The 23,212-nt window shown below is 63.9% G+C and carries 27 protein-coding genes and 1 pseudogene; 17 read left to right on the top strand and 11 right to left on the bottom strand.

The features are described from left to right. Window positions 1-83: 83 nt before the first annotated feature. From QAZ47_RS24520 to QAZ47_RS24545, 6 genes are all read left to right on the top strand, one after another. On the top strand, window positions 84-2,096 hold the full coding sequence (locus QAZ47_RS24520) for an acyltransferase family protein (protein WP_278203342.1): 2,013 nt from the start codon (window positions 84-86) through the stop codon (window positions 2,094-2,096). A 250-nt stretch (window positions 2,097-2,346) separates the two neighbouring features. After that, entirely contained in the window at window positions 2,347-2,652 is a 306-nt protein-coding gene (locus tag QAZ47_RS24525; RefSeq protein ID WP_278203343.1) for a hypothetical protein, read from the top strand. Between the two features lie 258 nt (window positions 2,653-2,910). Next, window positions 2,911-3,249 carry a hypothetical protein gene (locus QAZ47_RS24530; protein WP_278231056.1) on the top strand — a complete coding sequence of 113 codons (339 nt, stop codon included), beginning with the start codon at window positions 2,911-2,913 and terminating at the stop codon, window positions 3,247-3,249. 157 nt (window positions 3,250-3,406) lie between these two features. Continuing rightward, on the top strand, window positions 3,407-3,730 hold the full coding sequence (locus QAZ47_RS24535) for a hypothetical protein (RefSeq protein ID WP_278231057.1): 324 nt from the start codon (window positions 3,407-3,409) through the stop codon (window positions 3,728-3,730). Window positions 3,731-3,968: 238 nt separating this feature from the next. Continuing rightward, window positions 3,969-4,295 carry a hypothetical protein gene (locus tag QAZ47_RS24540; RefSeq protein WP_278231058.1) on the top strand — a complete coding sequence of 109 codons (327 nt, stop codon included), beginning with the start codon at window positions 3,969-3,971 and terminating at the stop codon, window positions 4,293-4,295. Between the two features lie 248 nt (window positions 4,296-4,543). Further along, a complete protein-coding gene (locus QAZ47_RS24545; protein ID WP_278231059.1) occupies window positions 4,544-5,809 on the top strand; it encodes a DUF763 domain-containing protein in 1,266 nt (421 codons plus the stop codon). 315 nt (window positions 5,810-6,124) lie between these two features. Here the strand turns inward: QAZ47_RS24545 and QAZ47_RS24550 are convergent, their stop codons facing one another. From QAZ47_RS24550 to QAZ47_RS24575, 6 genes are all read right to left on the bottom strand, one after another. Beyond that, a complete protein-coding gene (locus tag QAZ47_RS24550; RefSeq protein WP_278231060.1) occupies window positions 6,125-6,721 on the bottom strand; it encodes a DUF6456 domain-containing protein in 597 nt (198 codons plus the stop codon). Between the two features lie 223 nt (window positions 6,722-6,944). Then, window positions 6,945-7,298, bottom strand: a complete 354-nt coding sequence (locus QAZ47_RS24555; RefSeq protein WP_278231061.1) for a hypothetical protein — start codon at window positions 7,296-7,298, stop codon at window positions 6,945-6,947. Next, a complete protein-coding gene (locus QAZ47_RS24560) occupies window positions 7,219-7,926 on the bottom strand; it encodes a hypothetical protein (RefSeq protein ID WP_278231063.1) in 708 nt (235 codons plus the stop codon). The genes QAZ47_RS24555 and QAZ47_RS24560 overlap by 80 nt, the downstream gene beginning before the upstream one ends. A gap of 198 nt (window positions 7,927-8,124) precedes the next feature. Then, entirely contained in the window at window positions 8,125-8,850 is a 726-nt protein-coding gene (locus QAZ47_RS24565) for a GcrA cell cycle regulator (protein ID WP_278231064.1), read from the bottom strand. Window positions 8,851-8,960: 110 nt separating this feature from the next. Beyond that, on the bottom strand, window positions 8,961-9,284 hold the full coding sequence (locus QAZ47_RS24570) for a hypothetical protein (protein ID WP_278203352.1): 324 nt from the start codon (window positions 9,282-9,284) through the stop codon (window positions 8,961-8,963). Beyond that, the gene (locus tag QAZ47_RS24575) at window positions 9,281-9,601 is read right to left on the bottom strand and encodes a hypothetical protein (RefSeq protein ID WP_278231065.1); all 321 of its coding nucleotides are present in this window, start codon (window positions 9,599-9,601) and stop codon (window positions 9,281-9,283) included. The genes QAZ47_RS24570 and QAZ47_RS24575 overlap by 4 nt, the downstream gene beginning before the upstream one ends. Window positions 9,602-9,681: 80 nt before the next feature. Here QAZ47_RS24575 and QAZ47_RS24580 point away from each other — a divergent pair, with 80 nt between their 5' ends. The 5 genes from QAZ47_RS24580 to QAZ47_RS24600 all read left to right on the top strand — a co-directional run bounded on the left by QAZ47_RS24580 (window position 9,682) and on the right by QAZ47_RS24600 (window position 13,336). Then, window positions 9,682-10,326, top strand: a complete 645-nt coding sequence (locus tag QAZ47_RS24580; RefSeq protein ID WP_278231066.1) for a S24 family peptidase — start codon at window positions 9,682-9,684, stop codon at window positions 10,324-10,326. A gap of 152 nt (window positions 10,327-10,478) precedes the next feature. Then, window positions 10,479-11,351: a DUF2167 domain-containing protein gene (locus QAZ47_RS24585; protein WP_278203355.1), complete on the top strand. Its 873-nt coding sequence runs from the start codon at window positions 10,479-10,481 to the stop codon at window positions 11,349-11,351. Further along, window positions 11,348-12,208 (top strand): tetratricopeptide repeat protein, encoded by an 861-nt coding sequence (locus tag QAZ47_RS24590; RefSeq protein WP_278231067.1) that lies wholly within the window; start codon window positions 11,348-11,350, stop codon window positions 12,206-12,208. The genes QAZ47_RS24585 and QAZ47_RS24590 overlap by 4 nt, the downstream gene beginning before the upstream one ends. A 166-nt stretch (window positions 12,209-12,374) precedes the next feature. Further along, window positions 12,375-12,722 carry a hypothetical protein gene (locus QAZ47_RS24595; RefSeq protein ID WP_278203357.1) on the top strand — a complete coding sequence of 116 codons (348 nt, stop codon included), beginning with the start codon at window positions 12,375-12,377 and terminating at the stop codon, window positions 12,720-12,722. A gap of 404 nt (window positions 12,723-13,126) precedes the next feature. Next, a complete protein-coding gene (locus tag QAZ47_RS24600; RefSeq protein WP_278203358.1) occupies window positions 13,127-13,336 on the top strand; it encodes a hypothetical protein in 210 nt (69 codons plus the stop codon). Between the two features lie 328 nt (window positions 13,337-13,664). Here the strand turns inward: QAZ47_RS24600 and QAZ47_RS24605 are convergent, their stop codons facing one another. The 3 genes from QAZ47_RS24605 to QAZ47_RS24615 form a co-directional block, all read right to left on the bottom strand. Then, window positions 13,665-13,922 carry a DUF2934 domain-containing protein gene (locus QAZ47_RS24605; RefSeq protein ID WP_278203359.1) on the bottom strand — a complete coding sequence of 86 codons (258 nt, stop codon included), beginning with the start codon at window positions 13,920-13,922 and terminating at the stop codon, window positions 13,665-13,667. Between the two features lie 102 nt (window positions 13,923-14,024). Continuing rightward, entirely contained in the window at window positions 14,025-14,234 is a 210-nt protein-coding gene (locus tag QAZ47_RS24610; protein WP_278075617.1) for a hypothetical protein, read from the bottom strand. Window positions 14,235-14,311: 77 nt separating this feature from the next. After that, complete coding sequence (locus QAZ47_RS24615) at window positions 14,312-14,611, bottom strand: DUF1236 domain-containing protein (RefSeq protein WP_278207934.1); 300 nt, start codon at window positions 14,609-14,611, stop codon at window positions 14,312-14,314. Window positions 14,612-14,830: 219 nt separating this feature from the next. On the opposite strand from QAZ47_RS24615, the gene QAZ47_RS24620 reads away from it, so the two are divergent. Further along, window positions 14,831-15,190, top strand: a complete 360-nt coding sequence (locus QAZ47_RS24620) for a DUF982 domain-containing protein (RefSeq protein WP_278231068.1) — start codon at window positions 14,831-14,833, stop codon at window positions 15,188-15,190. Between the two features lie 110 nt (window positions 15,191-15,300). Here the strand turns inward: QAZ47_RS24620 and QAZ47_RS24625 are convergent, their stop codons facing one another. Together QAZ47_RS24625 and QAZ47_RS24630 are read right to left on the bottom strand one after the other, a co-directional pair. After that, on the bottom strand, window positions 15,301-15,522 hold the full coding sequence (locus QAZ47_RS24625; protein WP_278207935.1) for a hypothetical protein: 222 nt from the start codon (window positions 15,520-15,522) through the stop codon (window positions 15,301-15,303). A gap of 243 nt (window positions 15,523-15,765) precedes the next feature. Further along, window positions 15,766-16,065, bottom strand: a complete 300-nt coding sequence (locus QAZ47_RS24630; RefSeq protein ID WP_278203361.1) for a DUF1236 domain-containing protein — start codon at window positions 16,063-16,065, stop codon at window positions 15,766-15,768. Between the two features lie 227 nt (window positions 16,066-16,292). Here QAZ47_RS24630 and QAZ47_RS24635 point away from each other — a divergent pair, with 227 nt between their 5' ends. The 5 genes and pseudogenes from QAZ47_RS24635 to QAZ47_RS24655 all read left to right on the top strand — a co-directional run bounded on the left by QAZ47_RS24635 (window position 16,293) and on the right by QAZ47_RS24655 (window position 22,963). Further along, window positions 16,293-17,228, top strand: coding sequence for a DUF1236 domain-containing protein (locus QAZ47_RS24635; protein WP_278231069.1), 936 nt, complete (start codon window positions 16,293-16,295; stop codon window positions 17,226-17,228). A 765-nt stretch (window positions 17,229-17,993) separates the two neighbouring features. Next, window positions 17,994-18,290, top strand: a complete 297-nt coding sequence (locus tag QAZ47_RS24640; protein ID WP_278203363.1) for a hypothetical protein — start codon at window positions 17,994-17,996, stop codon at window positions 18,288-18,290. 244 nt (window positions 18,291-18,534) lie between these two features. Further along, window positions 18,535-18,720 (top strand): hypothetical protein, encoded by a 186-nt coding sequence (locus QAZ47_RS24645; protein WP_278203364.1) that lies wholly within the window; start codon window positions 18,535-18,537, stop codon window positions 18,718-18,720. A 333-nt stretch (window positions 18,721-19,053) separates the two neighbouring features. Next, window positions 19,054-21,690: an EAL domain-containing protein gene (locus QAZ47_RS24650; protein WP_278231070.1), complete on the top strand. Its 2,637-nt coding sequence runs from the start codon at window positions 19,054-19,056 to the stop codon at window positions 21,688-21,690. A 258-nt stretch (window positions 21,691-21,948) separates the two neighbouring features. Continuing rightward, window positions 21,949-22,963 (top strand): annotated as a pseudogene (locus tag QAZ47_RS24655) (IS110 family transposase). Window positions 22,964-23,212 lie beyond the last annotated feature (249 nt).

Genomic DNA, 23,212 nt, shown 5'->3' on the forward strand with positions numbered 1-23,212 from the left:
ATTTGTTGCATTGCGATATAGACCCGTAGGCGCGAGGCTTGACCCCAGGCGGGATACGAACGACCGTTGCGAGGTTCGTCTTCGTGTCAGCACCATCGCCGGATTTCCGGCCAGACATCGAGGGGTTGCGAGCGCTTGCCGTGGCGGGCGTCGTCGCCTTCCATTTCGGCCTCGCCGCGCTGCCCGGCGGCTTTGCCGGCGTCGACATCTTCTTCGTCATCTCCGGCTATCTGATCACCCGCCATCTGACCACCGAGATTTCGCAGACCGGCCGGCTCGACTTCCTGCGCTTCTATGCCCGGCGCGCGCGCAGGCTGCTGCCGGTTGCGCTCTTCGTCATCGCCGCCACGCTTGCCGCGGGCGCGATCATCCTGTCGCCGGAGGAGCAGGCGCTTTATTCCAAAGGCGCGATGTGGGCCTCGGCCTATATCATCAACCTGTGGCTGATCCGCTGGTCGTTCGACTATTTCGCCAATGACGCCGCCAACAATCCTTTCATCCACTACTGGTCGCTGTCGGTGGAGGAGCAATTCTATCTCGCCTGGCCGGCGCTGTTGATGCTGGCGGCCTGGCTGAGACCGGGCAAGCGGACGATCATGCTTGCAATCGGCATTGCCGGCCTCGTCTCCTTCGCGGTCTGCGCGTGGCTGACGACCGTGTCGCAGCCCTGGGCCTTCTACTTCTCGCCGCTGCGCGCCTGGGAGTTCGCCGCCGGCGGGCTGGCCTCGATGGCGCCCGCATGGCTGCTCCAGAAGCGCCCGCGGCTCGCCCTGGCGTTCAGCCTGGCCGGGCTGGCGCTGATCGCTTTCGCATACCTCACCTTCAGCGAGGAGGCTCCCTTCCCCGGTCTCCTGGCACTGGTGCCGGTGGCCGGCACCGTCCTTCTTCTGCTGGCGGGAGCGGCAGGCGTCAGGGATGGCATTTTTTCACGCAATTCCGAACGGAAAACCGCGGGGCACTTTTCCTGGAGTTGCGTCAATGCCGCCCTGGCGCTGCCACCCTTGCAGTGGGTCGGAAAACTTTCCTATTCGCTCTATCTCTGGCACTGGCCGGTCATCGTCTATGCCGGCATGCTGGTGGAGGAGCTGACGCTCGCCCAACGCCTCGCCTGCCTCGGGCTGACGTTGGCGCTCTCGGCGCTGAGCTACCATTTCATCGAGAATCCGATCCGTCGCAACGGCTGGCTTATGGCCAATGCGGCGCGGGCGCTGGTGCCGGCCCTCCTCCTGACCGGCACCGGCGTCGCAGCCGCCTACGGCAATGCAGCACTTGCGGTGCGCCACCAGAACCCCGAGCAGCGCAGCATCGCGGCAAGTGCGGCCGAACCCGCCACCGCGCGCGCCAAGGCCTGCGTGGAGGGCTACGACACGGTGACGCCGAAACCCTGCGTGTTTGGCAATGGCCAGCGCATGATCGCGCTGTTCGGCGATTCCCATGCCGATCACTGGTCGACGCCGCTGATCGAGGCGGGAAAGAAGAACGGCTACCGCGTCGAAACTTGGCTGAAGAGCTCGTGCCGTCCCTCGCGCTACTCCTACTTCGTCACGAAGCTCAACCGCGACTACCGCGAATGCGACCAATGGCGCGAGCAGGCGATCAAGGAGATCATCGCCGCGAAGCCTTCGCTGGTGGTGATCTCGGAGCTGGCGCTGACCTCCTCACGCAAGATGGCGGCCGGCAAGGGCCAGCCGGACACGCCGGACGCCGTGTGGCGGGCCGGCCTGCGCTCGACGCTTACGAGCCTGAGCAAGGCCGGGCTGAAGATCGCCTTCATCCGCGACGTGCCGTTCAACGACGAGAACATCGACACCTGCGTGTCGCGCGCGCTGTGGCGCGACAAGGCGCCTTCGCTCTGCGACCAGACCCGCGCCGATGCCGCCAACGACAAGATGGCGGCGGTCGAGCGCGATATCGTGACCAGCGTGCCCAACGCCTCTTACGTCGACCTCACCGACCGTTTCTGCAACGCCACCACCTGCCACGTCTTCATCGACGGCCAGCTCGCCTTCCGCGACCAGCACCATCTGGCGACGCCATTCGCGGAATCGCTGGAGCCGGAGGTGGAGAAAAGGGTGATTTCGAAGGTGGGGAGGTAGGGCGAGCCTGTCTCCCCCCTTGAGGGGGAGATGTCGCCGAAGGCGACAGAGGGTCGCCGCGCGTGAAGCGCCTGCGTCTTTCTTGCAGAGACAGAGGGCGTTGGCGCTCTACGTGAGACGACCCCCTCTGGCCGTTTCACGGCCATCTCCCCCTCAATGGGGGAGATCGGCGCCACATTTTCCCGGGAACACCGCCCGTCCCGAAACCGTTTATCCGTCGAAGGGGCAACCATCGAAAGAGGAGGCAGCGATGAAAAAGCTTCTGCTTGCTTCGATGATCGCCATCGCCTCGGCGTTTGCGATCGCGCCGGCCAGCGCCGCCAGTGTCGAGTTCGGCATCGGCGTCGGTCCCGGCTACGACTATGGAGACTATTACGACGGGTATTACCCGCACCGTTATTACCGGACCGTCTATGATGACGACTACTACGCTCCCAGCGATCGTTACGTGGCTCGCTATCATCACCGGTATTATCGCGACAATTGCCGGGTCGAGTACGTAAGGCACTGGCGCCATCACCACCGCGTGATCGAGCGAGTGCGCGTTTGCGACTAACCGGCAATAGCTGATCTCCCCCTTCGCGGGGCAGATGCCGCCGAAAGCGGCAAAGGGGTCGCCGCGCGTGAAGCGCCAACGGCTTTTCTGCGACACGACGGCGATTTATGCGAGACGATCGGCCGCTTTGCGGTCATCTCCCCCTCAGAACCAATCGCCGCCCGTCCCGGGCGGCGACCCGGGCGGCGAATATTAGCGATCGGGAACATAGGCTGCCTCCGGCGCGTTGATGAGCTACCCCCAAGGAGGGAGGTAGCCATGAAAAAGCTCCTGCTTGCCTCCGTCATAGCCATTGCGTCGGCGGCCGCCGTGACCGCTCCCGCCAATGCCGGCCGCATCGAGTTCGGGATCGGCATCGGCGATGGCTATTACAATGACTATTATGACGACTACGGCCCTTACTACGGCGACTATTACGGCGATCGCTACATGTATAGACCGTATTATGGCGGATATTACAGCTACAGGCCGCATTACTATTATCGCCACTACTACGTTCGGCATCACTACTACTACAGGCACCACAGGCGCTGCCATGTCGAATATGTGCGGCGGCACCACAGGTTCTACGAGGCAATTCGCGTCTGCAGGTACTGAGCCGTGCGGCCGGCTTAAAGCGCGTCGCGCCCATACGGATCAGACGACGGCCGCCATGGATGCGTGGCGGCGGGCTGATTTGCCGCGCAAGCGTTGCCACGGGAAGCCTTTCGGCGCCGCACGCGTTGTCATGACGAACCTTCAGGAGGAGATCGTCATGAGAAAGCTTCTACTTGTTTCGACGATCGTCATCGCCGCGGCTGCGACCATGGCCCCGCCGGCGGAGGCGCGCGTGTTCCTCGGCAGCGGCGGCTATTTCGGTTTTGGCCCGTTCGGCGACTTCTACGACAGCTACGGCGAATATCCGTCCTACGGTCCCTATTGGGGCGGGCCCTATTACGACTACGGCCCTCGCGCCTACAACGACTATGACGGCAGCTACGTGGCGCGCTACGCCTACGGCCGACACTGCCGGCTGGAGCGGGTGAGCCACTGGCGCCACCACCACCGCGTGGTTGAACGCGTGCGCGTATGCGGGTAATGCGGCCTCCGAAAACCGGGCTTGGACAAGTTCAGCATTTGAATCGCTGAAGCGGTCCAAGTATTTGTTTCCACGCGATTTCGGCCGCGAACCCGCCAGACGGATTTCCTGGAATTCGCCTTGGCCGGCGCTGGGCCGGGTCGGTCTTCCCATGCCGCCGATTTCCGGTTGAACCGCGCGCAGGAAGCCTTTCGCAATCCTGAGCGTTATCACGGTGAACCTTCAGGAGGAGGTTGCCATGAAAAAACTCTTACTTGCATCGGCGATCGCCATCGCCTCGGCAGCGGCAACCGTCGCGCCGGCGGATGCGCACGGATTCTTCGGTTTCGGTCTCGGTTTCGGACCGTTCGGCGGCTATCCGTTCTACGGCGGCCCATTCTGCGGCGGCCCGTTCTGCGACTATGGCGGCCGCTACTACGGCCCGCGCTACTACGACGACTATTATCCCGGCTACGTGGTCCGCTATCCGCACTACTATCGGTACCATAGGCACTACTATTACAGGCACCACCACCGGTATCATCACCACTACCGGCACCACCATCGGTACTATTACAGGTATTAGATAGAAGCCGCAGCGGGCCGCTGGCGATCTCCCCCTTGAGGGGGAGATGTCGCCGAAGGCGACAGAGGGGGTCGCCGCGCGTGAAGCGTCAACGCGTTCCGCGACAAAAGACAACGCCGGCGCTTCATGGGAGACGACCCCCTCTGGCCGCTTCGGCCATCTCCCCCTCAAGGGGGGAAATTTGCGCCCACCTTGCAAATCCCCGCCAAAATGCCATCTAGAAAGCCGGCATTCACGGAGAAGCACACGTGACGCAGCGAAGCGGCAGCGCCGACCTGCCGCTGCATGGCGGGCGGGTTCCGAAATGGCTGGGCGAGCGCATGACCAGGCTCGGCGCGGTGTTGTGCGAAGCCATCATCCATCACTACGGCCGCGACGAGCTTTTGCGGCGCCTCGCCCATCCCTTCTGGTTCCAGTCCTTCGGCGCCGTGATGGGCATGGACTGGCATTCCTCCGGCATCACCACCTCGGTCATCGGCGCGCTGAAGCGCGGGCTGAACCCGATGTCCGGCGAGCTCGGCATCCATGTCTGCGGCGGGCGCGGCGCGCATTCGCGCAAGACGCCGGGCGAGCTCGTCGCCATCGGCGACCGCATCGGCCTCGACGGCGAGGCTCTCGCCACTGCCAGCCGCCTCGTCGCCAAGGTGGACAGCGCCGCCGTGCAGGACGGCTACGATCTCTATCTGCACGGCTTCATCGTCACCGATGACGGGCGCTGGGTGGTGGTGCAGCAGGGCATGAACGGCGAAGCCCGCCAGGCGCGCCGCTACCACTGGCGGTCGGAGGGGCTCAAAAGCTTCGTCGACCAGCCGCATGCGGCGATCGAGGGCGAGACGCAAGGCGAGATCGTCAACCTCACCGACCATCGCGCGGAGAAAGCGCGTGGAAGCCAGATCCAGCTTTTGAAGACGATGAGCCCGGAGAAGATCCTGAGCGAGCTTGCGGTGCTGGAGCCGCCGGCCGAAGCGCCCGAGCCCGCCGCGCAGCCGCTGTTGCCCAATCTCGTCATGCCCGCGCATCACGACGTGCGCGAAAGCGATATCGTCATGCGCCGCCTGCACGGCAATATCGCCTCCGCGATCGAAAGCGGCCCCAAGGATTTCCCCGAACTGCTCCTGGTGCCTGGCGTCGGCCCGCGCACCGTGCGCGCTCTGGCCATGGTCTCGGAAGTGGTGCACGGCGCGCCCTGCCGCTTCTCCGACCCGGCCCGCTTTTCGCTAGCCCACGGCGGCAAGGACCGCCACCCCTTCCCCGTGCCGCTGAAGGTCTATGACGAGACGATCGCGGTGCTGAAATCGGCGGTGGCGAAGGCAAAGCTCGGGCGGGACGAAGAGCTGCAGGCGCTCAAGCGGCTGGATGGGGAGTCGCGGCGGATGGAGCGGTATGTGACCGGGCCGAGCTTGAAGGAGATTGTGGCTGGGGAGATGGACCAGTCGCATCTGCTGGGCGGGCGGAGTGTGTTTGGGTGGGAGCCACATGACGGTGAGCCGAAGGCGCCGAAGAAAGGCGCTTGAGGCGCCGCGCTGTAACGCGCTGACAACGACCATCGGCCGGCGCTGCCCCTCATTGCCCTGCCGGGCATTTCTCCCCGTATAGTGACGGGGAGAAAGATGCTGTCATCGCCGCTTTCGCCAATTTTCAACGCTGCTATGGGCGCCAGCGTCGCGGCCAGCCACCTTCTCCCCGTCACTATACGGGGAGAAGGTGCCGGCAGGCGGATGAGGGGCAGCGCCAGCGTATGTGATCTGGGAATCAAGCGGTCGCGCAACTCACACTTTGATTCACCAAGCTACACCAAGCGGCTGATTTCGCGATATCGATTGGCTCCGTCACCCCGCCTTCCTCCCCATTATCCCGTAGTGCACCGTCAGCAGATCCAGCCCGATCTTCAGCAGCTTGACCACCACGTCGCGTCCGTCGCCGGTGCGTTCGGCGATGGCCTTCACCGACTGGCCTTCGAGGCAGATTCTTCGCACCACTTCCGCCACCTCCCAGTGGGCAAGCACGGCTGCGGCCTGCGCGTGGGCGCGGCCGGCTGACAGCACGCGGTCGGGGATGCCGCCGCCGACGCGGCCGCCGTCGACGCGCTCGCTCCAGGATTGCGGCTGCAGGCCCTCGCGGGCGGCGCGCTCGAAATCGTCGCGGAAGCGTTGGCCGGCCTCGCGCTGCTGGCGAGAGAGCGAGGTGATGCCCACCAGCGGATCGACATTGCGCAGGCGCACGATGCCGCCGGTGGAGGTGTAGCCGCCGTTCGACACCTCGTAGACGCGGCGCGCCTCGGCCGTGCCGGGGGTGAGGCGCTGGCGGCCGAAGCGGTCCTCCTTCAGCGCGAAGTCGTGGCCGATCTCGCGGCGTATGCGCACCTGCTCGGCCTCGCCCTTGGGGAGTTTCGGCGGTTGCGCTTTTTTCGAGGGTTTGCGGGGCATGAGGCGGTCCTTGGGTTGGGTGGCAATTGGCAAGGCTGGCGGGACAGCGCCCCCTCTGCCCTGCCGGGCATCTCCCCCACTTGGGGGGAGATTGGCTGTGTTGTTCGCCCCACCTTCTCCTGCAACGTAGGCGCTTAGCGAAAGCGGTGGCGAAAGCTGATCTCCCCCCTTGAGGGGGAGATGGCCGGCAGGCCAGAGGGGGGTGCCTGGCGCCGGCGTATCATCATTGCCGGCGGCGCTCCCCCTCTCCGTCCCGGCTGCGCCGCGCCACCTCGCTCTCGCGTTGCGGGGGCGAGGAAAGGAGCGCCCTTTTCGCCATCAACCCCCGCATCAGGCGTCTTTCCCGCACCTCGATCGAAAGCTGCGCGCTGGACGGACAGAACTGGACGTTGTCGACCTTGGCCTCGCCGCGGATGAAACGCTGGATCGCAGCCTGCACGTCGCAGAGCTCGGCGTCCTGCACGGCGGCCAGATAGCCGCGCAGCTGCATCTCGGCGTCAGCCAGTGCGGATTGCGGGAAGCAACTGAACATCGCGGCCAGTGCTTTCGCCGCCTGCTGCAATTCGGCTGCGGTCATTGATCTCCTCGATGATTGCGTTGGCGGCATCGACATGGGTCCTGCGGCGATGCCAGTTCTGTCCGGCTGAACGGCCCGAAGATGATTTCCCGTTCTTTTCCCGCGGAGCGGCAATCCTGGGAGAAAACGCCAGGGCGTTTTCTCCCGATGGATCTATGGCTTGTGGATTCATGGATTCTAGACTCTGGGATTCTGGACTCTGGGGTTTATCCTCCGCCTTATCCCCGCCCTTAACCCGTCGCTTATCAGACGGCGAAAAAAACCTTTCCTTCGAGAGGCTTGGGTTGCCGCCCTTCAAGCCGTTGCGGCGCGCCGCGCGGGCCTTGCGGGCGTCGGCGATCATGCGCCTGGAATAGATGCGGCCGTGGCGATCGCGCGAGAAGACGCGGTTCTGCTCGAGCTCGGCAAGCAGGAGCCCAAGCTCCGTTTCCGCGCAGCCGGCAAGGCGGGCAAGCGCCGCCTCGTCCAGCCCCTTGCCGGCGATCGCGACATAGCCGACCGGCTCGTGCGCGGCGGCAACGCACAGCATGCGCATCCACAGCCCCTGGGCTGCCAGCGAGCAGAGGCGCAGGTTCGGATCGGACTCCCAGTCCGACCAGAAGAATCTCGACCAGACCGTGCCGCTCATGGGGAGGGCTCGCAAAGGCGGCTGGGCTCGAATCTCCCCCCTCGAGGGGGAGATGGCCGGCAGGCCAGAGGGGTCGCCGCGCATGAAGCGCCAACGTCATCTCTGTCGCCGATGAGGCTGGCGCTCCATGCGCTAGGACCCCCTCTGTCGCCTTCGGCGACATCTCCCCCTCAAGGGGGGAGATTAACAGCGCCATCATCACATCCCCCTCCCACGATGGCCGTGAAACCTGGCATGGTGATGCGCGCAATAGCTCCGCGTGCCCGTGGTCGGCAGCCCACAGCACAGCATCTCCGGCCCCGGGCGCGCGCCGGGCGGATCGTCCTCGGCATCCTCGCGCAGTGCCAGGTCGATCGGCGCGCGGCAGCGGTTGAACAGGCAATCGAGGAAGCGCATGGCCGCGACATGCGGCTGGCGGCCGGGATTTACCGGGGGCGGCGGCGCGGGGAGCTTGTAGAGCTGGGCTTCGGATTTTTCGCGCGCGCCGGGGGCGAGCCAGGCGGGCGGCAAGCTGCGCGCGGGTTTTCGCGACTTGGGCTTCTTGGGTTTGGGTGGGGTGCGGGCATTCGGCGGCGTGGAGAGCTCACTTCTTGAGAGGTCGGCGGGACAGCGCCCCTTTCTGTCCTGCCGGACATCTCCCCCACGAGGGGGGAGATTGGCGGTTGCGGCGCTGGCGACCACCCTTCCCCGACGATCCGGCCGTGCGTGCTTCCTCGGCCTGCCGCCGGCGCGACCGCCTTTGGGGTTGGCGAAGCCGATGGCTCTAAGCCCGGCATTGCGATGCACGATGCCGATGATGGCGTTGCGCGAGACCGCGCTGCCGCGCAGCGCGCTGAAGCGGCCGGCGATGCGCGAGGCCGAAAGCCCCTCCCTCAGCCAGGCGGCGATCTCGTCGATTTCCTTTTCGGTGTAGGCGGCAGGCATGTCTCATTCCATTGCTTGCGAAAGGCTTGGGCTTGCGAAGCGCTTGGCTTGCGGCCACGCGCCAGGGTTCGGCCGCGAGGCCGTTGGTCAGGTCAGGGAAAGGGTTGGAATCAGGCGGCGCCGGGCGCCGCACCAAGCAGTCGAAGAAGCGCGGCTTCGGCCGCCGCGCGCGTCAGGCCCGACACCGCCCGGCCCGTCATCCGGTCGAACAGGATGACGGTGCCGTCCTCGGTGCGGATGCAGCTTGTGCCGCCCGAATTTGGGGCCGGAGAATTGGGGGCCGGAGCCGGGGGAGGAACGGCTCCGGCCGTTCCGGTGAACCGGGGTGCGGGCGGTTCGACCGGATCCGGGGCAAAAGCCCCGGAATGCGCCCGGACCGGGGAGGAGGACAGTCCGGACGATTGGAATTCGTGGATAGAGGGACGCGCGTTCATGCCGCCTCCCCTTGCATTGCGGCGGCGCGGCCGGCCAGCCACTCGTAGCTTACGCCGGCAATGCCCAGCCTGCGGCTTGCGGCCACCACATGCGGCCAGTGCTGCGGCGCGATGCGGCCACGGCGGCGCATCTGGCGGGCGGCCTCGTAGCCGCAGCCGACATCGGCGGCGAAGGCGCCGATGCTCTGCCAGGAATCAATTAGCTCCGAGATACTCGTGGGCAGCCCCGAGATGCTCGTGGGCGGCCGCGAGATGCTCGTGGGCGACCGCGAGATGATCACGGGTGATGCGGAAATGCTTGCGGGATGCTCATTCATGCGCTAAGCGTACGTTATGTACGAATGGCGCGCAAGCGAAATCGTACAATTCGGACGATAATTTTCAGGCATTTTGTACGATGATGGATTCCCGGCACCGATTGCAGCAGGCGCGCGCCCAGGCCGGCTATGCCACGCCCAGCGATGCGGCGCGCGCGCTGCGCGACATCAACAAGAACACCCTGATCAGCCACGAGAACGGCAACCGGCCGCTGTCGCGCAAGGCGGCTGAGAAATACGGCCGGCTGTTCAACGTCGACCCCGGCTGGCTCCTTTTCGATGCTGGCTTGGGGGGCGACGGCGCCGAAGCCGCGCCGGTGCACCTTGCCGCCTCGCCGGTCACCATCGACGTGCCGATCGTGTCCTGGATCAGCGCCGGCGAGCTCGGCAGCCAGGACAGCGTCGTCAACCTCTCGGACTATCCGACCATCCCGACCGCCGACCTCGAGGAAGGCGAGTGGATCGCGCTGCGCGTCGACGGTCCGTCGATGAACAAGATCTCGCCGCCGGATTCGATCATCTTCGTCAACCTGCGCGACAAGCGGCTGGTGACCAATGGCTGCTACGTGATCGCCGACGAGACGGGCCGCGCCACCTACAAGCGCTACCGCCCGAACGACACCCCGCCCTTCCAGCCGGCGTCCTATCTCGACATCCCGCCGCCGGAGCTGGAGGGGGCGATCACCATCATTGGGCGGGTGAGAAGGTCGATAATCGATATGTGAGGATAATATCGATCGAGGAGGAGAAAGCGCCTCGCAGTAGCGTCGCGGCTTCGCCGAAGAACAAAAAAAGAACTTCGGACTTGTACTTGTCCTCAAAATCCCCTTAGATCACGGATACGTGGGATTGGGGTCCCGTTTGCCGGGAGGGGGTCATGTACAAATCGATCAGGGGAAATCTGCGTTTCATCGTGCTGGCGCAGGCCTTTGTGCTGACGGAGCCGGCCGTCCTGCATGCCGAGGACGCGGACTATCATCCGCAGAACTTCACCCAGCCGCTGAGCGTCGCCAGGGGCACGATTAACCCGGCTGGCGGCGGCGCCGTCTACCTGAAGCCGGAGGACAGGTGCAATCTGGTGGTGAAGGAGTTCGGCTGGGACCGTGACCAGTGCGGCACGATCGACCAGCTGATCTTCGGCTTCACGCCGGAGATCGACAACCTCACCGTCGAGCAGCCCGTCTCGGACGGCTATGTCAGCCTGGCCGACTGGGACAGCGCCGGCCGCGGCGAAGAGATCAGCGCCATCGAGGAGAGCTTCAAGGAATCGGTGAAGGCGCAATCCGAGCGCGTCGGACAGGAGATCCGCTTCGACGGCTGGCTGGTCTATCCGCAAATCGACAAGGCCAGGAACATCCTCTATTACGCCAACATCCTGAACTGGGGCGGCGACAGGACGATCAACATCTCCGTCTCGATCTTCGACCGGCAGGGCTATGTCCCGATGAAGATCGTGCCGGTGAACGGCAACATCGCGGCCGAGTCCGTGCTGAAGATCGTCGAAGCATCGGCCACAGCCTACAAGCCGAAGGCCGGCTCTTCCTATTTCGAACATTCCAGCGGCGACAAGGTCGCCGGCTACGGCGCGCTGGGCGTGCTGGCGGCGATGCTCGGCGTCAAATTCGGCAAGGCCGCCGGCGTCGGCCTCATCGCGCTCGCCCTGGTGGTGCTGAAGAAAGGCGCCTTCCTGCTGTTGCTTCCGCTGGTCTGGCTGAGAAAGCTGTTCAGCAGGAACAAGGCGGACAGTTGAGCTTGGGAGGCCGGCAAATAGCAGACCGGGCGGATGAAAGCAGTCTGATACAGCTGATGCGAAAATGGCGCCTGCCGTTGTTGCTGCTGCTGGCCTGCCTTGTCGCGCTCGACGTCCGCGGCGCCATGGGGATCGCCGCCAATCTCACTTACGCGGCCTGCCTCGGCAATCCGGCTGACCCAGCCCAGCGGATCGAAGCCTGCACACAAATCATCGACAACAAGGCTGAGGGTCCAGACAAGCGCGCGACGGCCTACTTCAAGCGTGCCTACGCCTGGTCAATGGAAGGCGATCTCGACCGCGCCATCTCCGATAGCGACCAGGCGATAAGCCTCAATCCCGAATACGCATCCGCTTACTACAACCGAGGCTATGACTGGGCGCTAAAGGGCGATTACGACCGGGCTATTGCCGATTATGGTCAGGCGATCGCCTTCGATCCGACGCTCGTCGGAGTCTATGAAAATCGTGGCCAGAGCTGGGGCGGCAAAGGCGACTATGACCGCGCCATTGCCGACTTCAACGTGGCAATCGGGCTCGATCCGAAAGGCGCCTACGCCTATTACGGACGGGGCTTAGCCTGGTCCTACAAGGGCGACGACGACCTTGCGATCGCGGACTACGACCGGGCCGTGGACCTCGATCCGACGCTGGCCGATGCATATTACGCGCTGGGTCTCGCCTGGGCACACAAGGGCGACCACGACCAGGCCATTGTCGACTACGGCCGGGCAATCGCGCTCAATCAGAAATCCGCCGATTTCTACAACGCCCGAAGCAAATCATGGACGGCGAAGGGGAACCGCGAACGCGCCGAGGCCGACCGGAAGATGGCGGCCGGCATCCAAGGAAAGTAGCGCGCCGCCAGGGCCTTAGAAGCGCCGGCAGATCACGGTGCGGGAGTGCGAGAGCTCGTGTTGTAAGATCTCGCGGCTTTCTGAAACCATCGTTCAAATTGTACGAATCTTGCTTGACCGTATTTCGTACATAAAGTACGATAGTCTCTCCTCCGAGGGGACGTCCTTGAACACCGCGAACCATGCCGCTTTCGCCGATCTCTCCCGCCCATTGCTCTCGCCACTGCCGCTCGCCGTGCGTGAGCGGTTGGCCGGCGCCTGGCGCATGGCCAGCCAGGACATTGCCGACGACATCCGCTTCATCCGGCAATATCTGAAGGTGATCGCCGAGAAAGACGAGCGGCTTTCGACCGGCACGCTGGTGCACGGCCGCGCCTATGTCGAGGCCTGCGCGGCCTGGCTGCCGGAAACGGTGGCGCGATATTTGCGGAACCTCAGGCTGATCAGCGAGTGCGAATGCGCGATGACCGCGGCCGGCGTGCGGTTCGCGAAGTCGAGCGATGCGTGGGAATGATGCGCCCCTTCCTTTGCTCGGCAAAGAGAAGAACAAGACCGAACGCCGGCGGGACGGCGCCCCCCTGTCCTGCCGGACGTCTCCCCCACTTGGGGGAAGATTGGCAGTTTTGGCGACGGCGCCTTTCTTGCAACGTTGGCGATTAGCGAAAGCGACCGCGACAATCCGATCTCCCCACCTGTGGGGGAGATCTCCGGCAGGACAGAGGGGGCGCGAAGGAACGCGGCGAAGACAATTGCCGCCGCCGGAACGCGAACAATCATGGCCTCTGCAACCTTCGGCTCCGCGCCGCAAGAAATGCATCGTTTCACACAATTGCCAATTGGTGGACGCAGGCGAGCGGGCGGTAGTTAATTCGTCTCAGCGAACGAGGGTAAGCCGTAATACCAGGAGGAACTGGTTTGATGGACCACCAAATCGACATCGGCATACAGCCCGACGATCAGCCTTACGAAATCGCCTCATTTGCGAGGAAGCACGGCCTGACGATTCCCGTCGCGGACGCGGTCCTTTTCGCCAAGGGGCCGTCGCCGTCGCGGGCCGCCTGCGATACGGCAGCGCTGGCCCTCCTCTGCGCGGTCGCCCAATACGCCAGGAAGCAAGGGGCGCGCTAGAGCGTTTCACGGTTTCACGGAAACGGCGAACCGCTCTATCTCTTTGTTCTGACGCAATTCCGGACGGAAAACCGCTACGCACTTTTCCTGGAATTGCGCTAAAGCGGTCGTGATCTTTCAGATTCGCTCCATGCGCTTTAGGCTTTTGATCTTACGCATGTCTTTGTCCCGAAACCGGTTCCCGCTTTCGGGAGACATGATCTAACCGTTCGGAGCCCCTCCCTTCTCCTCTTGCAGGAGAAGGAAAGGGCGCGGCGTTCTCGTGCCCTTTCGGCTGTTGTCGGGATGGCCGGCGGCGCGTGGGCCGCCCGCTTGGGGCCGCCTGAAATCAGGCCTTGGCTTTCGGTTTGGCCGCCTTCGCGGGTTTGGCTGCCTTGGCGGGCTTTTCAGCCTTCGCCGCCTTTGGCTTGGCGGCCTTGGCGGCGGCCGCCTTCTTCGGCGCGGCCTTGGCTTTCGGCTTTGCAGCGCCGTCGATCTCGGCGGTCGCCTGGTCCCAGTGCTCCATATGCGCGCCCTCCGGCCGCCCTGCCTGTTCCCAGATCTCATGCGCCCGCCGGCGAATGCGTTCCTGCCTGTCGTCCGTCACTGTCGCCTCCATTTGGTTGGGGCCGTTCCCCGACGGAAACATTAGCCGAATTTTTCGGTGGCGTCTTGCGCATCGACGCTAGGGGGTCGGCAGCGATTTTCTTCAGTGCACGTCGGAGACGACGGCGACGCCGAGATGTGCTGCCTTTTTTGTGATCAATCCGGCCAGGTCGGCATCAGAGCGCTCGGTTCCCGTGCGCTCGCGCAAGATGGCGATCGCATCCTTCATCGACAGCAGGCCCGTGCAATGTTCGGCGAGAAGCTTGTCGACGTTCTTGGCGATGTCAGGTGATTCGACATGGGGATGGTGCATGGCTGCGACTCCTTTCTAGGAGCCGGCATCCCCCCGCCGGGCATGGCGGGAGGATCGGGGCTCGTAAGCACAAAGGTTTACTCGATAACCTGTACCACTCTGCGTGTGCCGGGGTCGACAAGAACCGTGTGGTCGTTGACGACAGTATACCTGTACTGAACGTCCGGCACCGTCTGCAATTCAACCGTATCCGGCACCGTCGAGCCTATGCCGAGCTCGAGGCCCAGAACGTTGACCGAAGCAACCGGGTGCCTGTGGACATATTCCTTGACGACGGTCTGCTGCTCAGGGGTGACGATCACCTCGTCCGCAGCCGCAACGCCGATACCGGCCATCAAAGCCAGGCCGGCGACAGCAGGAATGAGGGTGGTTTTCATCATAAGTCTCCTGTTGCGTTGGCGAGCTCCACACTGCCTCCGCCAGAGCGGAAACAGCGGCAGATCGAACATGGGAGCTCGTGGAGCAAACGCCCGCGGAAGACTCTTGTTCCGTCGGCGGCGGCCAATGGTTTTCTTCTCCCGCTTGCCGGCAGGGAACCGTCGCGGCGGCTTCGCATTGTTTGCGTTGAGCGATTCCAGATGCCGAGGGCCGCCGCCATGAGCAAGCCTACCGTCACAAGCGACATGCCGCTCCGCGCCCCGGTGGCGATCGCCGTGGGCGCGGGATTCAAGCGCGAGATCGCCTCGTTGGCGGCGATGCAGAATTTCCTCAAGGAATGGCCGCAGGCGGCGCGCGGCGACTGCTATGTCGCGGCGGCGCAGGCCTGCGAGGCGGCTTGGACCGGAGAGAGGAAACTCAAGGAAGCACGACAGGCTTTCCTCTGCTTCGCGGAGAAGGCCGGCATTCTGTGGACCGGCGTCGATCCGGTGACGGCGCTGCGCGAAGCCAAGATCAGGCGCGGCAAGACCAGGCGCGCAATCGCACCGCGGCAGCGCGCAAACCAACCGAGGCAGTAGGAAGAAAAAGCCCCCGCGCGAAGGGCTATGGCGCGCGAGCGACGCCGCACACTGCCGCCCATTTCCGGACGGCAGCTGGTCGACATCGGATGGCGGGGGAAGGCTTATTGTCAGTTAGGCGACGATTCGCCAAACGCCTCGGTGACGAAGGATGCGGCGATCAGGTCGTCCGCATCGATGCGTAGGGAGCCCTCGCCGCCCCCCATGATGGCCGCGACCTTCTGGAAGGTCTTCATCTCGTGTTCGGTGATCCGGGCGTCCCGCATCCTGGCTTTCAGATCGGCGACACGCATCCCGAGCGAACGGGATGTTCCGATTTCTCGTTTCGACATATTGGTCAGTCCTCCTCCCCCCAGCCCGTGCCTGTCTGTGCCTGTCTGCCGCCGCCCGAACGAATCCGCATGCTGCCGATGGCTTATGTTGCTTATGAGGCAACCGCGAACCCAGAGGCGGCAACGCGCTCCCGAACGGAAGGTTCCGTAAGCGTATGGTAACAAAATAATACTGCGCTGTGGCCCGCCGGCCGCAAGCAGGCGACGGGCCATTCGGTTTTGCCGGCCGAAATCAGCGGCCGGCTACTGCAGCACCTCGACGATCTTGCGGGTGCCGGGGTCGACGATCACGGTCTGGTTATCGACGACGACATAGCGGTATTTGACGTTCGGCACTTCGTGCAGTTCGACCGTATCTGGCAGGGTGCTGCCGACACTGAGCTTCACGCCGGGAACCTCTATCGAGGCCAGCGGCTGCTTGTGCACATATTCCTTGATGACGGTTTCCTGCTCGGGCTCGATGACAACGTCCTGCGCGGCTACGGCGCCAGCGCCGGCCAGAAGCAGAAGGCCTGCGGCAGCTGTGGTGATGTGCATTCTCATAGTCGTCTCCTTTTGCGGATAAAAGACGCCTCCTCCGCTGCGCCTGCGATTTTCCACAGCCGGTCGGCACTTGGTCTAACGCCATGTGCCCACGGCTTGTTCCGGCAAAATTGCCGACCGCGTTGTTCGCGAAGAACCTCCAAAGGGTCCGCCAAAACAATTTCGGAACAATGCTTTTCAGCCCGGGTTATCCGAATGAAGGGACCGACTTTCCGAGGAGGAATCCGATGAAACACCTGTTGATCACGAGCATGCTCGCGCTCGGCGTTTCTTGCGGCGCCGCGATGGCGCAGACCGAATCCACGCAGCCCAGCGGCGGCGACAATTGCGCCGCAGGTCAGGCCGACTGCCAGAAGGGCGGCAAGGCCCAGGGTGGGATGAAGTCGCAAACCGAGGAGAACACCCAGGGCGGGGCCAGCACCGAGCAGAAAGCCCAGGGCGGCACCAAGATGCAGACCAATGAGCAGGCTCAAGGTCAGGCCGGCACCAGCACCGAGCAGCAGGCCCAAGGCAAGGCCAAGATGAAGACCGACGAGCAGGCCCAGGGTCAGGCTGGCACCAAGACCGAGGAGCAGGCTCGGGGCACGGCCAAGTGCAAGACCGGCGAGACCAACTGCCCGAAGACGAACGAACAGGCCCAGGGCAAGGCCAAGATGAAGACCACCGAGCAGAACGCGCAGGGCAAGACTGGTACCAGCACTGAGCAGAATGCCCAGGGCACCACCAAGATGCAGACCCAGCAGAACGCCCAGGGCAAGACCGGTACCAGCACTGAGCAGAACGCCCAGGGCACCACCAAGATGCAGACCCAGCAGAATGCCCAGGGCAAGACCGGCACAACCACCGAGCAGAACGCTCAGGGCACCAACGTCCAGACCGATCAGAACAAGACGGCCTCGATCACCAATGTGACGGTCGAGCAGAAGACGCAGATCACGCAGATCATCCACGAGACCCACGTCAAGCCGGTCGCGAGTGTCGACTTCGACATCTCGGTCGGCGTCGAGATCCCGCGGCACAAGATCCGCCTGCATCGCGTGCCGGCCCGCATCGTCAAGATCGTCCCGGCCTATGAATCCTACGAGTATTTCGTGCTGGCCGACGGACGCATCGTCATCGTCGATCCGGACACCTACGAGATCGTGGCGATCCTGGAGGCTTGATCCGGACGGCGTTCCCGTCAGGAGGAGGCCCGCCGCGCCGCAAGGCCCGGCGGGTCGTTTTTGGTTCCTGCGCCAGCACGCCATCGAAGCTTAGCAGCCATCGATTCCGGCGAGAGATCGGACAAGGCCATATTCAGAAAGAGCCGGGAACCCGGACAGCCCGACCTGCTTATCGTGATGACACAGGATTTCGCAGGCCGGGCCGTGTCCAGCAGTGAATGCCGGGCATGAAGAATTTGCATCTATCAGGCTGGACGCGCAACTCACGGTATGCGAGGGGCTGAAATCTGGTTCGCCTTACAATCCCACCGCCTATCCATCGACCGGCTTCCGAGGACAGCAAACCGGCCGCGCCGCCTTCGCAGGAAGCAGCGGGCCGGCCCTCCCGCCGATGAAGGGACGTTCTCGGCGGTCGTGCGGGATTGCGCGATGGCTGAGGACAGGTTCTAGCCGAGCAGGATTCCGGCAGCCGCGAAGGCGATGCAGAAGCCGAAAACAGGCACGAGAAGCCACCGCGCCTCATAGACGCTGCGGTCCATCAGTTCCTCCTGATTAACGTAATGAAAGGGAACAGATCCGCCTCGGCTTGGTTCCTTAGTCAGAGGTCCCGGGCCGCAGGTCCTGATCGCATCGGCCCTAAGGCCTACGGCACCGAGGCTGCCTGAAGTCTTGCGATCCCGCCGGAAAAGGTGCAAGGGTCGAGACGGGTAGAGAAAAGGGCGAGATCGCCGGAGCCGGAAGCGGTTGCGGCGCTCGGTTGGGCAAATGTATTTTCCGCAGTTCCTTGTGGGAATGACGGCAACGCTCCTGGTGGTCCTGGGCTGGACCTACGCGTCCACGGGATCGGTCTGGGCGTCGCTGGGCTGGACATTCCTGGCGGGCGTGGTGCTGCAGGCAGGCTACTTCGTGGCCGTGCTGTGGCTCGTGAACGCCGAAAGCCGGGTGACGGACGAGAGCAAGGCGACCGACGCCGGCGCACCCGCCAAGCTGCCCGGCTCGTTCGAGCGCGACGGCATCATCCACGCGCTGATCTCGCGGCTGTTCCCGAGGCTGCTGCCCTGAGCAATTCCGTCAGGAATTGCGACAAGACAAAGACAGCAATTTCAGGAAAAGTGCGCAGCGGTTTTCCGCCGGGGACGCAATATCTGGCCAGCTCGGCGTTTTGGGAGGCGCGGGAGTTTCGGCATTCGCCGGCGCCGCGACCCTGCCGGCGCAATTGCACCCAAAAGTAGTCAAGCCGCCGGCTTGCTGACCGGAGCCGTTGCTGCATATATCGGCGTATAACCATTGCCAACGGCAACACGCGATGGATGACCCGAAACCAACAAGCAAGAAACAGCGCCGACTGTCGGCTTTCGAACTCGATTCCGTGCGGGAAGCCTTCCGGCGGTCGGTCCGCGAGAACAACGTCACGGAAGCCGACTGGGCCGAACACGCCAAGACGTTCATCCAGAACATGATCGGCAAACATGGCGGCATCAAGCAGCGCTGACTGCCCGGGGCGGGAGCGGCCCGGCGCCCTCATCAGTTTCGGGGAGTGAGAGCTACCGGGCCTAACCGGCGGGGACCGCTTACGGGGACTTCGCTACTTGGGCACACCGGCTAGCGAAGAAATATACGCTCCCGCTAATGTAATCGGAACGCATCCATAAGGACGAAGGCGGGAGTAGCTCGCCATGCCGGAACAGCTCGGCAAGGCCGATCGCCACGACCGGCTCGGCCCCTGACAGTCTCTCGCCGCTGCGCAAAGGCAGTTCTTCAATCGAAGCGGGCAAATTACGGCAAGTCCCGTTTTAAGTCAGCTTTAATACGTTTGGGTGCGAGATTGGCGGAAGCGCTCCCAACCTCTCGCGCAATTGGCGCTCGCGGGCGGGACTGGCCTCATCAGACCGGCGTTTATATGAAACGGTTGAAGGACGTTAGTGTCGGAACCAAGCTCTCTCTGGGCTTTGGATTGGCATTGCTGTGCATCGTCGGATTAGGAGTATTTGGGGTCGAGCAACTGCGATCGCTCAACAAGGTCACGAGCGAGATCACCGGCGTTTGGTTGCCGCAGGTCCAGATCGTGGAGGAGATGAAGCGCAACCTCGCGGAACACCAGCTCTATGCAACGCTGCGCATGCGCAGCGCCGATATTCGGCAGACGCCGGGTATCGATGACGAGATGGCAAAGGCGAGCGAAGAAATACTTCGAGACCGGCGTGCCTACCGCAGGAGTGCCGGATCGCCGGCCGAGCAGGACCTGTTCGATCAGTTCGTCTATCTGTGGACGGCCTATGAGGACTCCCTGACAACGATTTTCCCGCTGCTCGAAACAGGGGAGCAAGCGAAGGCCGTCAAAGAATTCGAAACGGTATCGCTGCCGACCGTGGCGGAGGCGGCTCAGCGGCTGGACGGACTGCTGGCCCTCACCAATCAGCGCAGCATGTCCGCCGCAGCCATGGCGGATCGTACCTATACCGTCGCGCAGCGGCTGGCCTGGGCCGCGATCGTCTTTGCCGCCGGGTGCCTCGGCATGCTTGTCGCCTGGATCCGACACAATGTCAGCAAGCCGATCCTCACCGTGAGCGAGGCGATGCATCGGTTGACGCTGGGTGACCGCCGCTCAACCCTCGTTGCGCTGAAAAGGGACCGGCGCGACGAGGTTGGGCTCTTGTTCTCGGCTTTTGCCGGCTACCGTGCCAGCCTGGAGCGGAGCGACGCCTTGGTCCGCGAGGCCGAGCTGGAACGGCAGCATCTGGCCGCCGCCGCCGCGAACATGCCGGTGGGTCTGTGCATGTTCGATGCCGAGCGACGGCTGGTTTTCTGCAACCAGGCCTACGGCGACCTCTACCACCTGCCGGAGACGCTGACCCGCCCCGGATCGCGGTGGGTCGATCTGATGCGGTTCCGGATCGCCGCCGGGCTTTATGTAGGCCAGGACCCGGACAGGTATCTGGAAGAGCTCTCGGCGACCATCGACCGCGCCGAACGTGTGGTGAGCCTGGTGGAGCTCAGGGACGGGCGCACCATCGACCTCATTCATCAGCCGTTGCCGGGCGGCGGGTGGCTCGCCACGCATCACGACGTGACCGACTTGCGGCGCAGCGAAGCCCGCATCTCCCATATGGCGCGCCATGACGGGCTTACTGATCTTCCAAACCGCATATTGTTCCGTGAACGTGCCGAGGAAGCCTTGGCCGAGATGGAACGCAGAGATGGCAAAGCCGCCTTCCTTTGCCTCGATCTCGATCATTTCAAGATGGTCAACGACACGCTCGGACATCCGATCGGCGACGCCTTGCTGAAGGAGGTTGCCTCCAGGCTGAGACAGGTCGTGCGTGAAGACGACACGGTGGCCAGGCTCGGCGGCGACGAGTTCGTGATCATTCAAAGGGAGGCTGGTCAGCCGGTCGAGGCCACGGCGCTTGCGCAACGGGTCATCGATGCGCTGAGCGCGCCTTACGTCGTCGATGGTCATGGAGTTGTGATCAGCGCCAGCGTCGGCATCTCGATTGCGCCGAACGATAGCAGGAACGCCGACCAGCTGCTCAAGAACGGCGACATGGCGCTCTATCGGGCAAAGGCGGAGGGACGCGGGACGTACAGGTTCTTCGAGCCGGAAATGGATGCCCGCATGCAGGCGCGGCGGTTTCTCGAACTCGACCTGCGCGAGGCGCTGGTCCGAGGGCAATTCGAGATCTACTACCAGCCGCTCCTCAATCTCGGCCGCGGCGAGGTCAGCTGCTTCGAGGCGCTGCTGCGCTGGCATCATCCGACGCGCGGCATTGTCTCCCCGGCCGAGTTCATTGCCCTGGCCGAGGAGATCGGCCTGATCGTCCCGATCGGCGAATGGGTGATCAAGCAGGCCTGTCTCGACGCGGCACGCTGGCCCGATGGCATCAAGGTTGCCGTCAATCTGTCGCCGACGCAGTTTCGCAGCTCGCGCTTGCTTTCGACGATCGTCGAGGCATTGGACGTCTCGGGGCTGCCCCCGAGCCGGCTCGAGCTCGAAATCACCGAGACGGTGCTGCTGGCCAACACCCAGGCGACCCTGGCGATGCTGCAGCATATCCACATGCTGGGCGTGCACATCGCGATGGACGACTTCGGAACCGGGTATTCGAGCTTGAGCTATCTGCGCTCGTTCCCGTTCGACAAGATCAAAATCGACCAGTCCTTCGTCAAGGATGCCAATGACGTCGACAGCTCGGTCGCCATCATCCGAGCCGTCACGAGCCTTGGCAGCAGCCTCGGAATGCAGACCACAGCCGAGGGGATCGAGACAGCCGAGCAGCTCGAGCGGGTACGAACGGAAGGCTGCACCGAGGCACAGGGCTTCCTGCTCAGTCGGCCGCTGCCTGCCCGGGAGATCCCCGCAATGCTGAAGCGGGTGCGTGCCGTCGTGGCCGGCGACCTCATCAGGCCTGCGCCCGAAATGACAGCAGGGCGGCGTCGCAGGAATGCAGCCGCCAGCGCTTAAAGCGCGTCGCGTTGAAACGCCTTGGCAGCCCATACCCTTCGATCGTCATCCTCGGGCTTGACCATGCCGTGATGGTGGCCGAGGAATGCGGTCGATCAAATTCTGCACCGTTGCACGGCTCAAAGGTAACGACATGGATCCTAGGGTCTGCGCTCCGCTTCGCGTCGCTCCGCCCTAGGATGATGGGTGGACGGCCCCTTGCGGCATCGAATGTGCCAAACTGGTCGTGTTGGAACCCAGCGGAGGAGACCGTCCGTCATGCAAGCTATCAGATTTGGAATCGATTTGGCCAAGAACGTGTTTCAGGTGCACGGCGTGGATGCAGCCGGGCAGGTGGTGGTGCAGCGCCAGCTGCGGCGCGCGCAGGTGGAGAAGTTCTTCGCCGCGCAGCCGCCGGCGCTGATCGGCATGGAGGCGTGCGGCTCGGCCCATCATTGGGCCCGCACGCTGAGCGCGCTCGGCCACGAGGTCAAGCTGATGCCGCCGGCCTATGTGAAGCCCTATGTTGCGCGCAACAAGAACGATGCCCGCGATGCGCAAGGCTGTTGCGAGGCGGTGAGCCGGCCCGACATGCGCTTCGTGCCGATCAAGACGGTCGAACAGCAATGGGCCCGAGCGCTGCATCGCACACGTGACCTTCTGGTGCGCCAGCGCACGCAACTGGCCAACGCCATGCGTGGGCAGCTCTATGAGATGGGTCTGATAGGTGCCAAGGGGGCCGCAGGCATCGAGGCCCTGCTGCAGCGCATCGAGGCAGCCGATGAAGCCATTCCCGCGGCGCTGTTGATCTGTCTGGCGCCTCTGGCCGGGCAATGGCGGGCGCTGGATGGCGAGATCGGCAAGCTGGACAAGCAGATCCTGGCTCAGGTCAGGCAGCAGCGAGCGGCCTTGCGGCTGACGACGATCCCGAGCGTCGGCCCGATCATCGCGCATGCAGCCGTCGCCACCATCGGCGATGGCCGCCAGTTCGCTTCGGCCAGGGACTTCGCCGCCTGGCTGGGCCTGACCCGCAAGAGCCATGACACCGGCGGCAAGCACAGCTTGACGGGCCATATCAGCCGCGCCGGCGACAGGGACCTGCGAAGGCTGCTCATTCTGGGCGCCAGTTCCTGGTTGCGCCAGGTCAGGGCCAAACCCGACAAGGGCTCACCCTGGGTTCGCGGCCTGCTGGCCAGGCGGCCGGTCAAGGTCGCCGTCGTCGCCCAAGACCGCCCGCATCATCTGGGCAATGCTGCAATCGGGACAGGAATACAGGGCGCCGACTGCGGCATAAACGCAAATCGAGGCCCTCAACAAGCGTAAGGAGCAAAAAGCAGCACGGCAAAATGGTCAGGACCTGGGTCGAGACACTCCGCCTTCGTCATCGCGATACAAAGCGCGCTAGAATGATTGGAACTCGATCCGCGTAACCCTTGCGGGCCAGCGGTCTTCGAAATCGACCGCACTAAAGGCCGAATACATGACCGCTCCAGACCTGCGCCGTCGTTGCCATTTTGCCTCTTGCCCAAAAGGGGCCGTCCAT

The sequence above is a fragment of the Mesorhizobium sp. WSM4904 genome (genome assembly GCF_029674545.1).
In the GTDB taxonomy this organism is placed as follows: domain Bacteria; phylum Pseudomonadota; class Alphaproteobacteria; order Rhizobiales; family Rhizobiaceae; genus Mesorhizobium.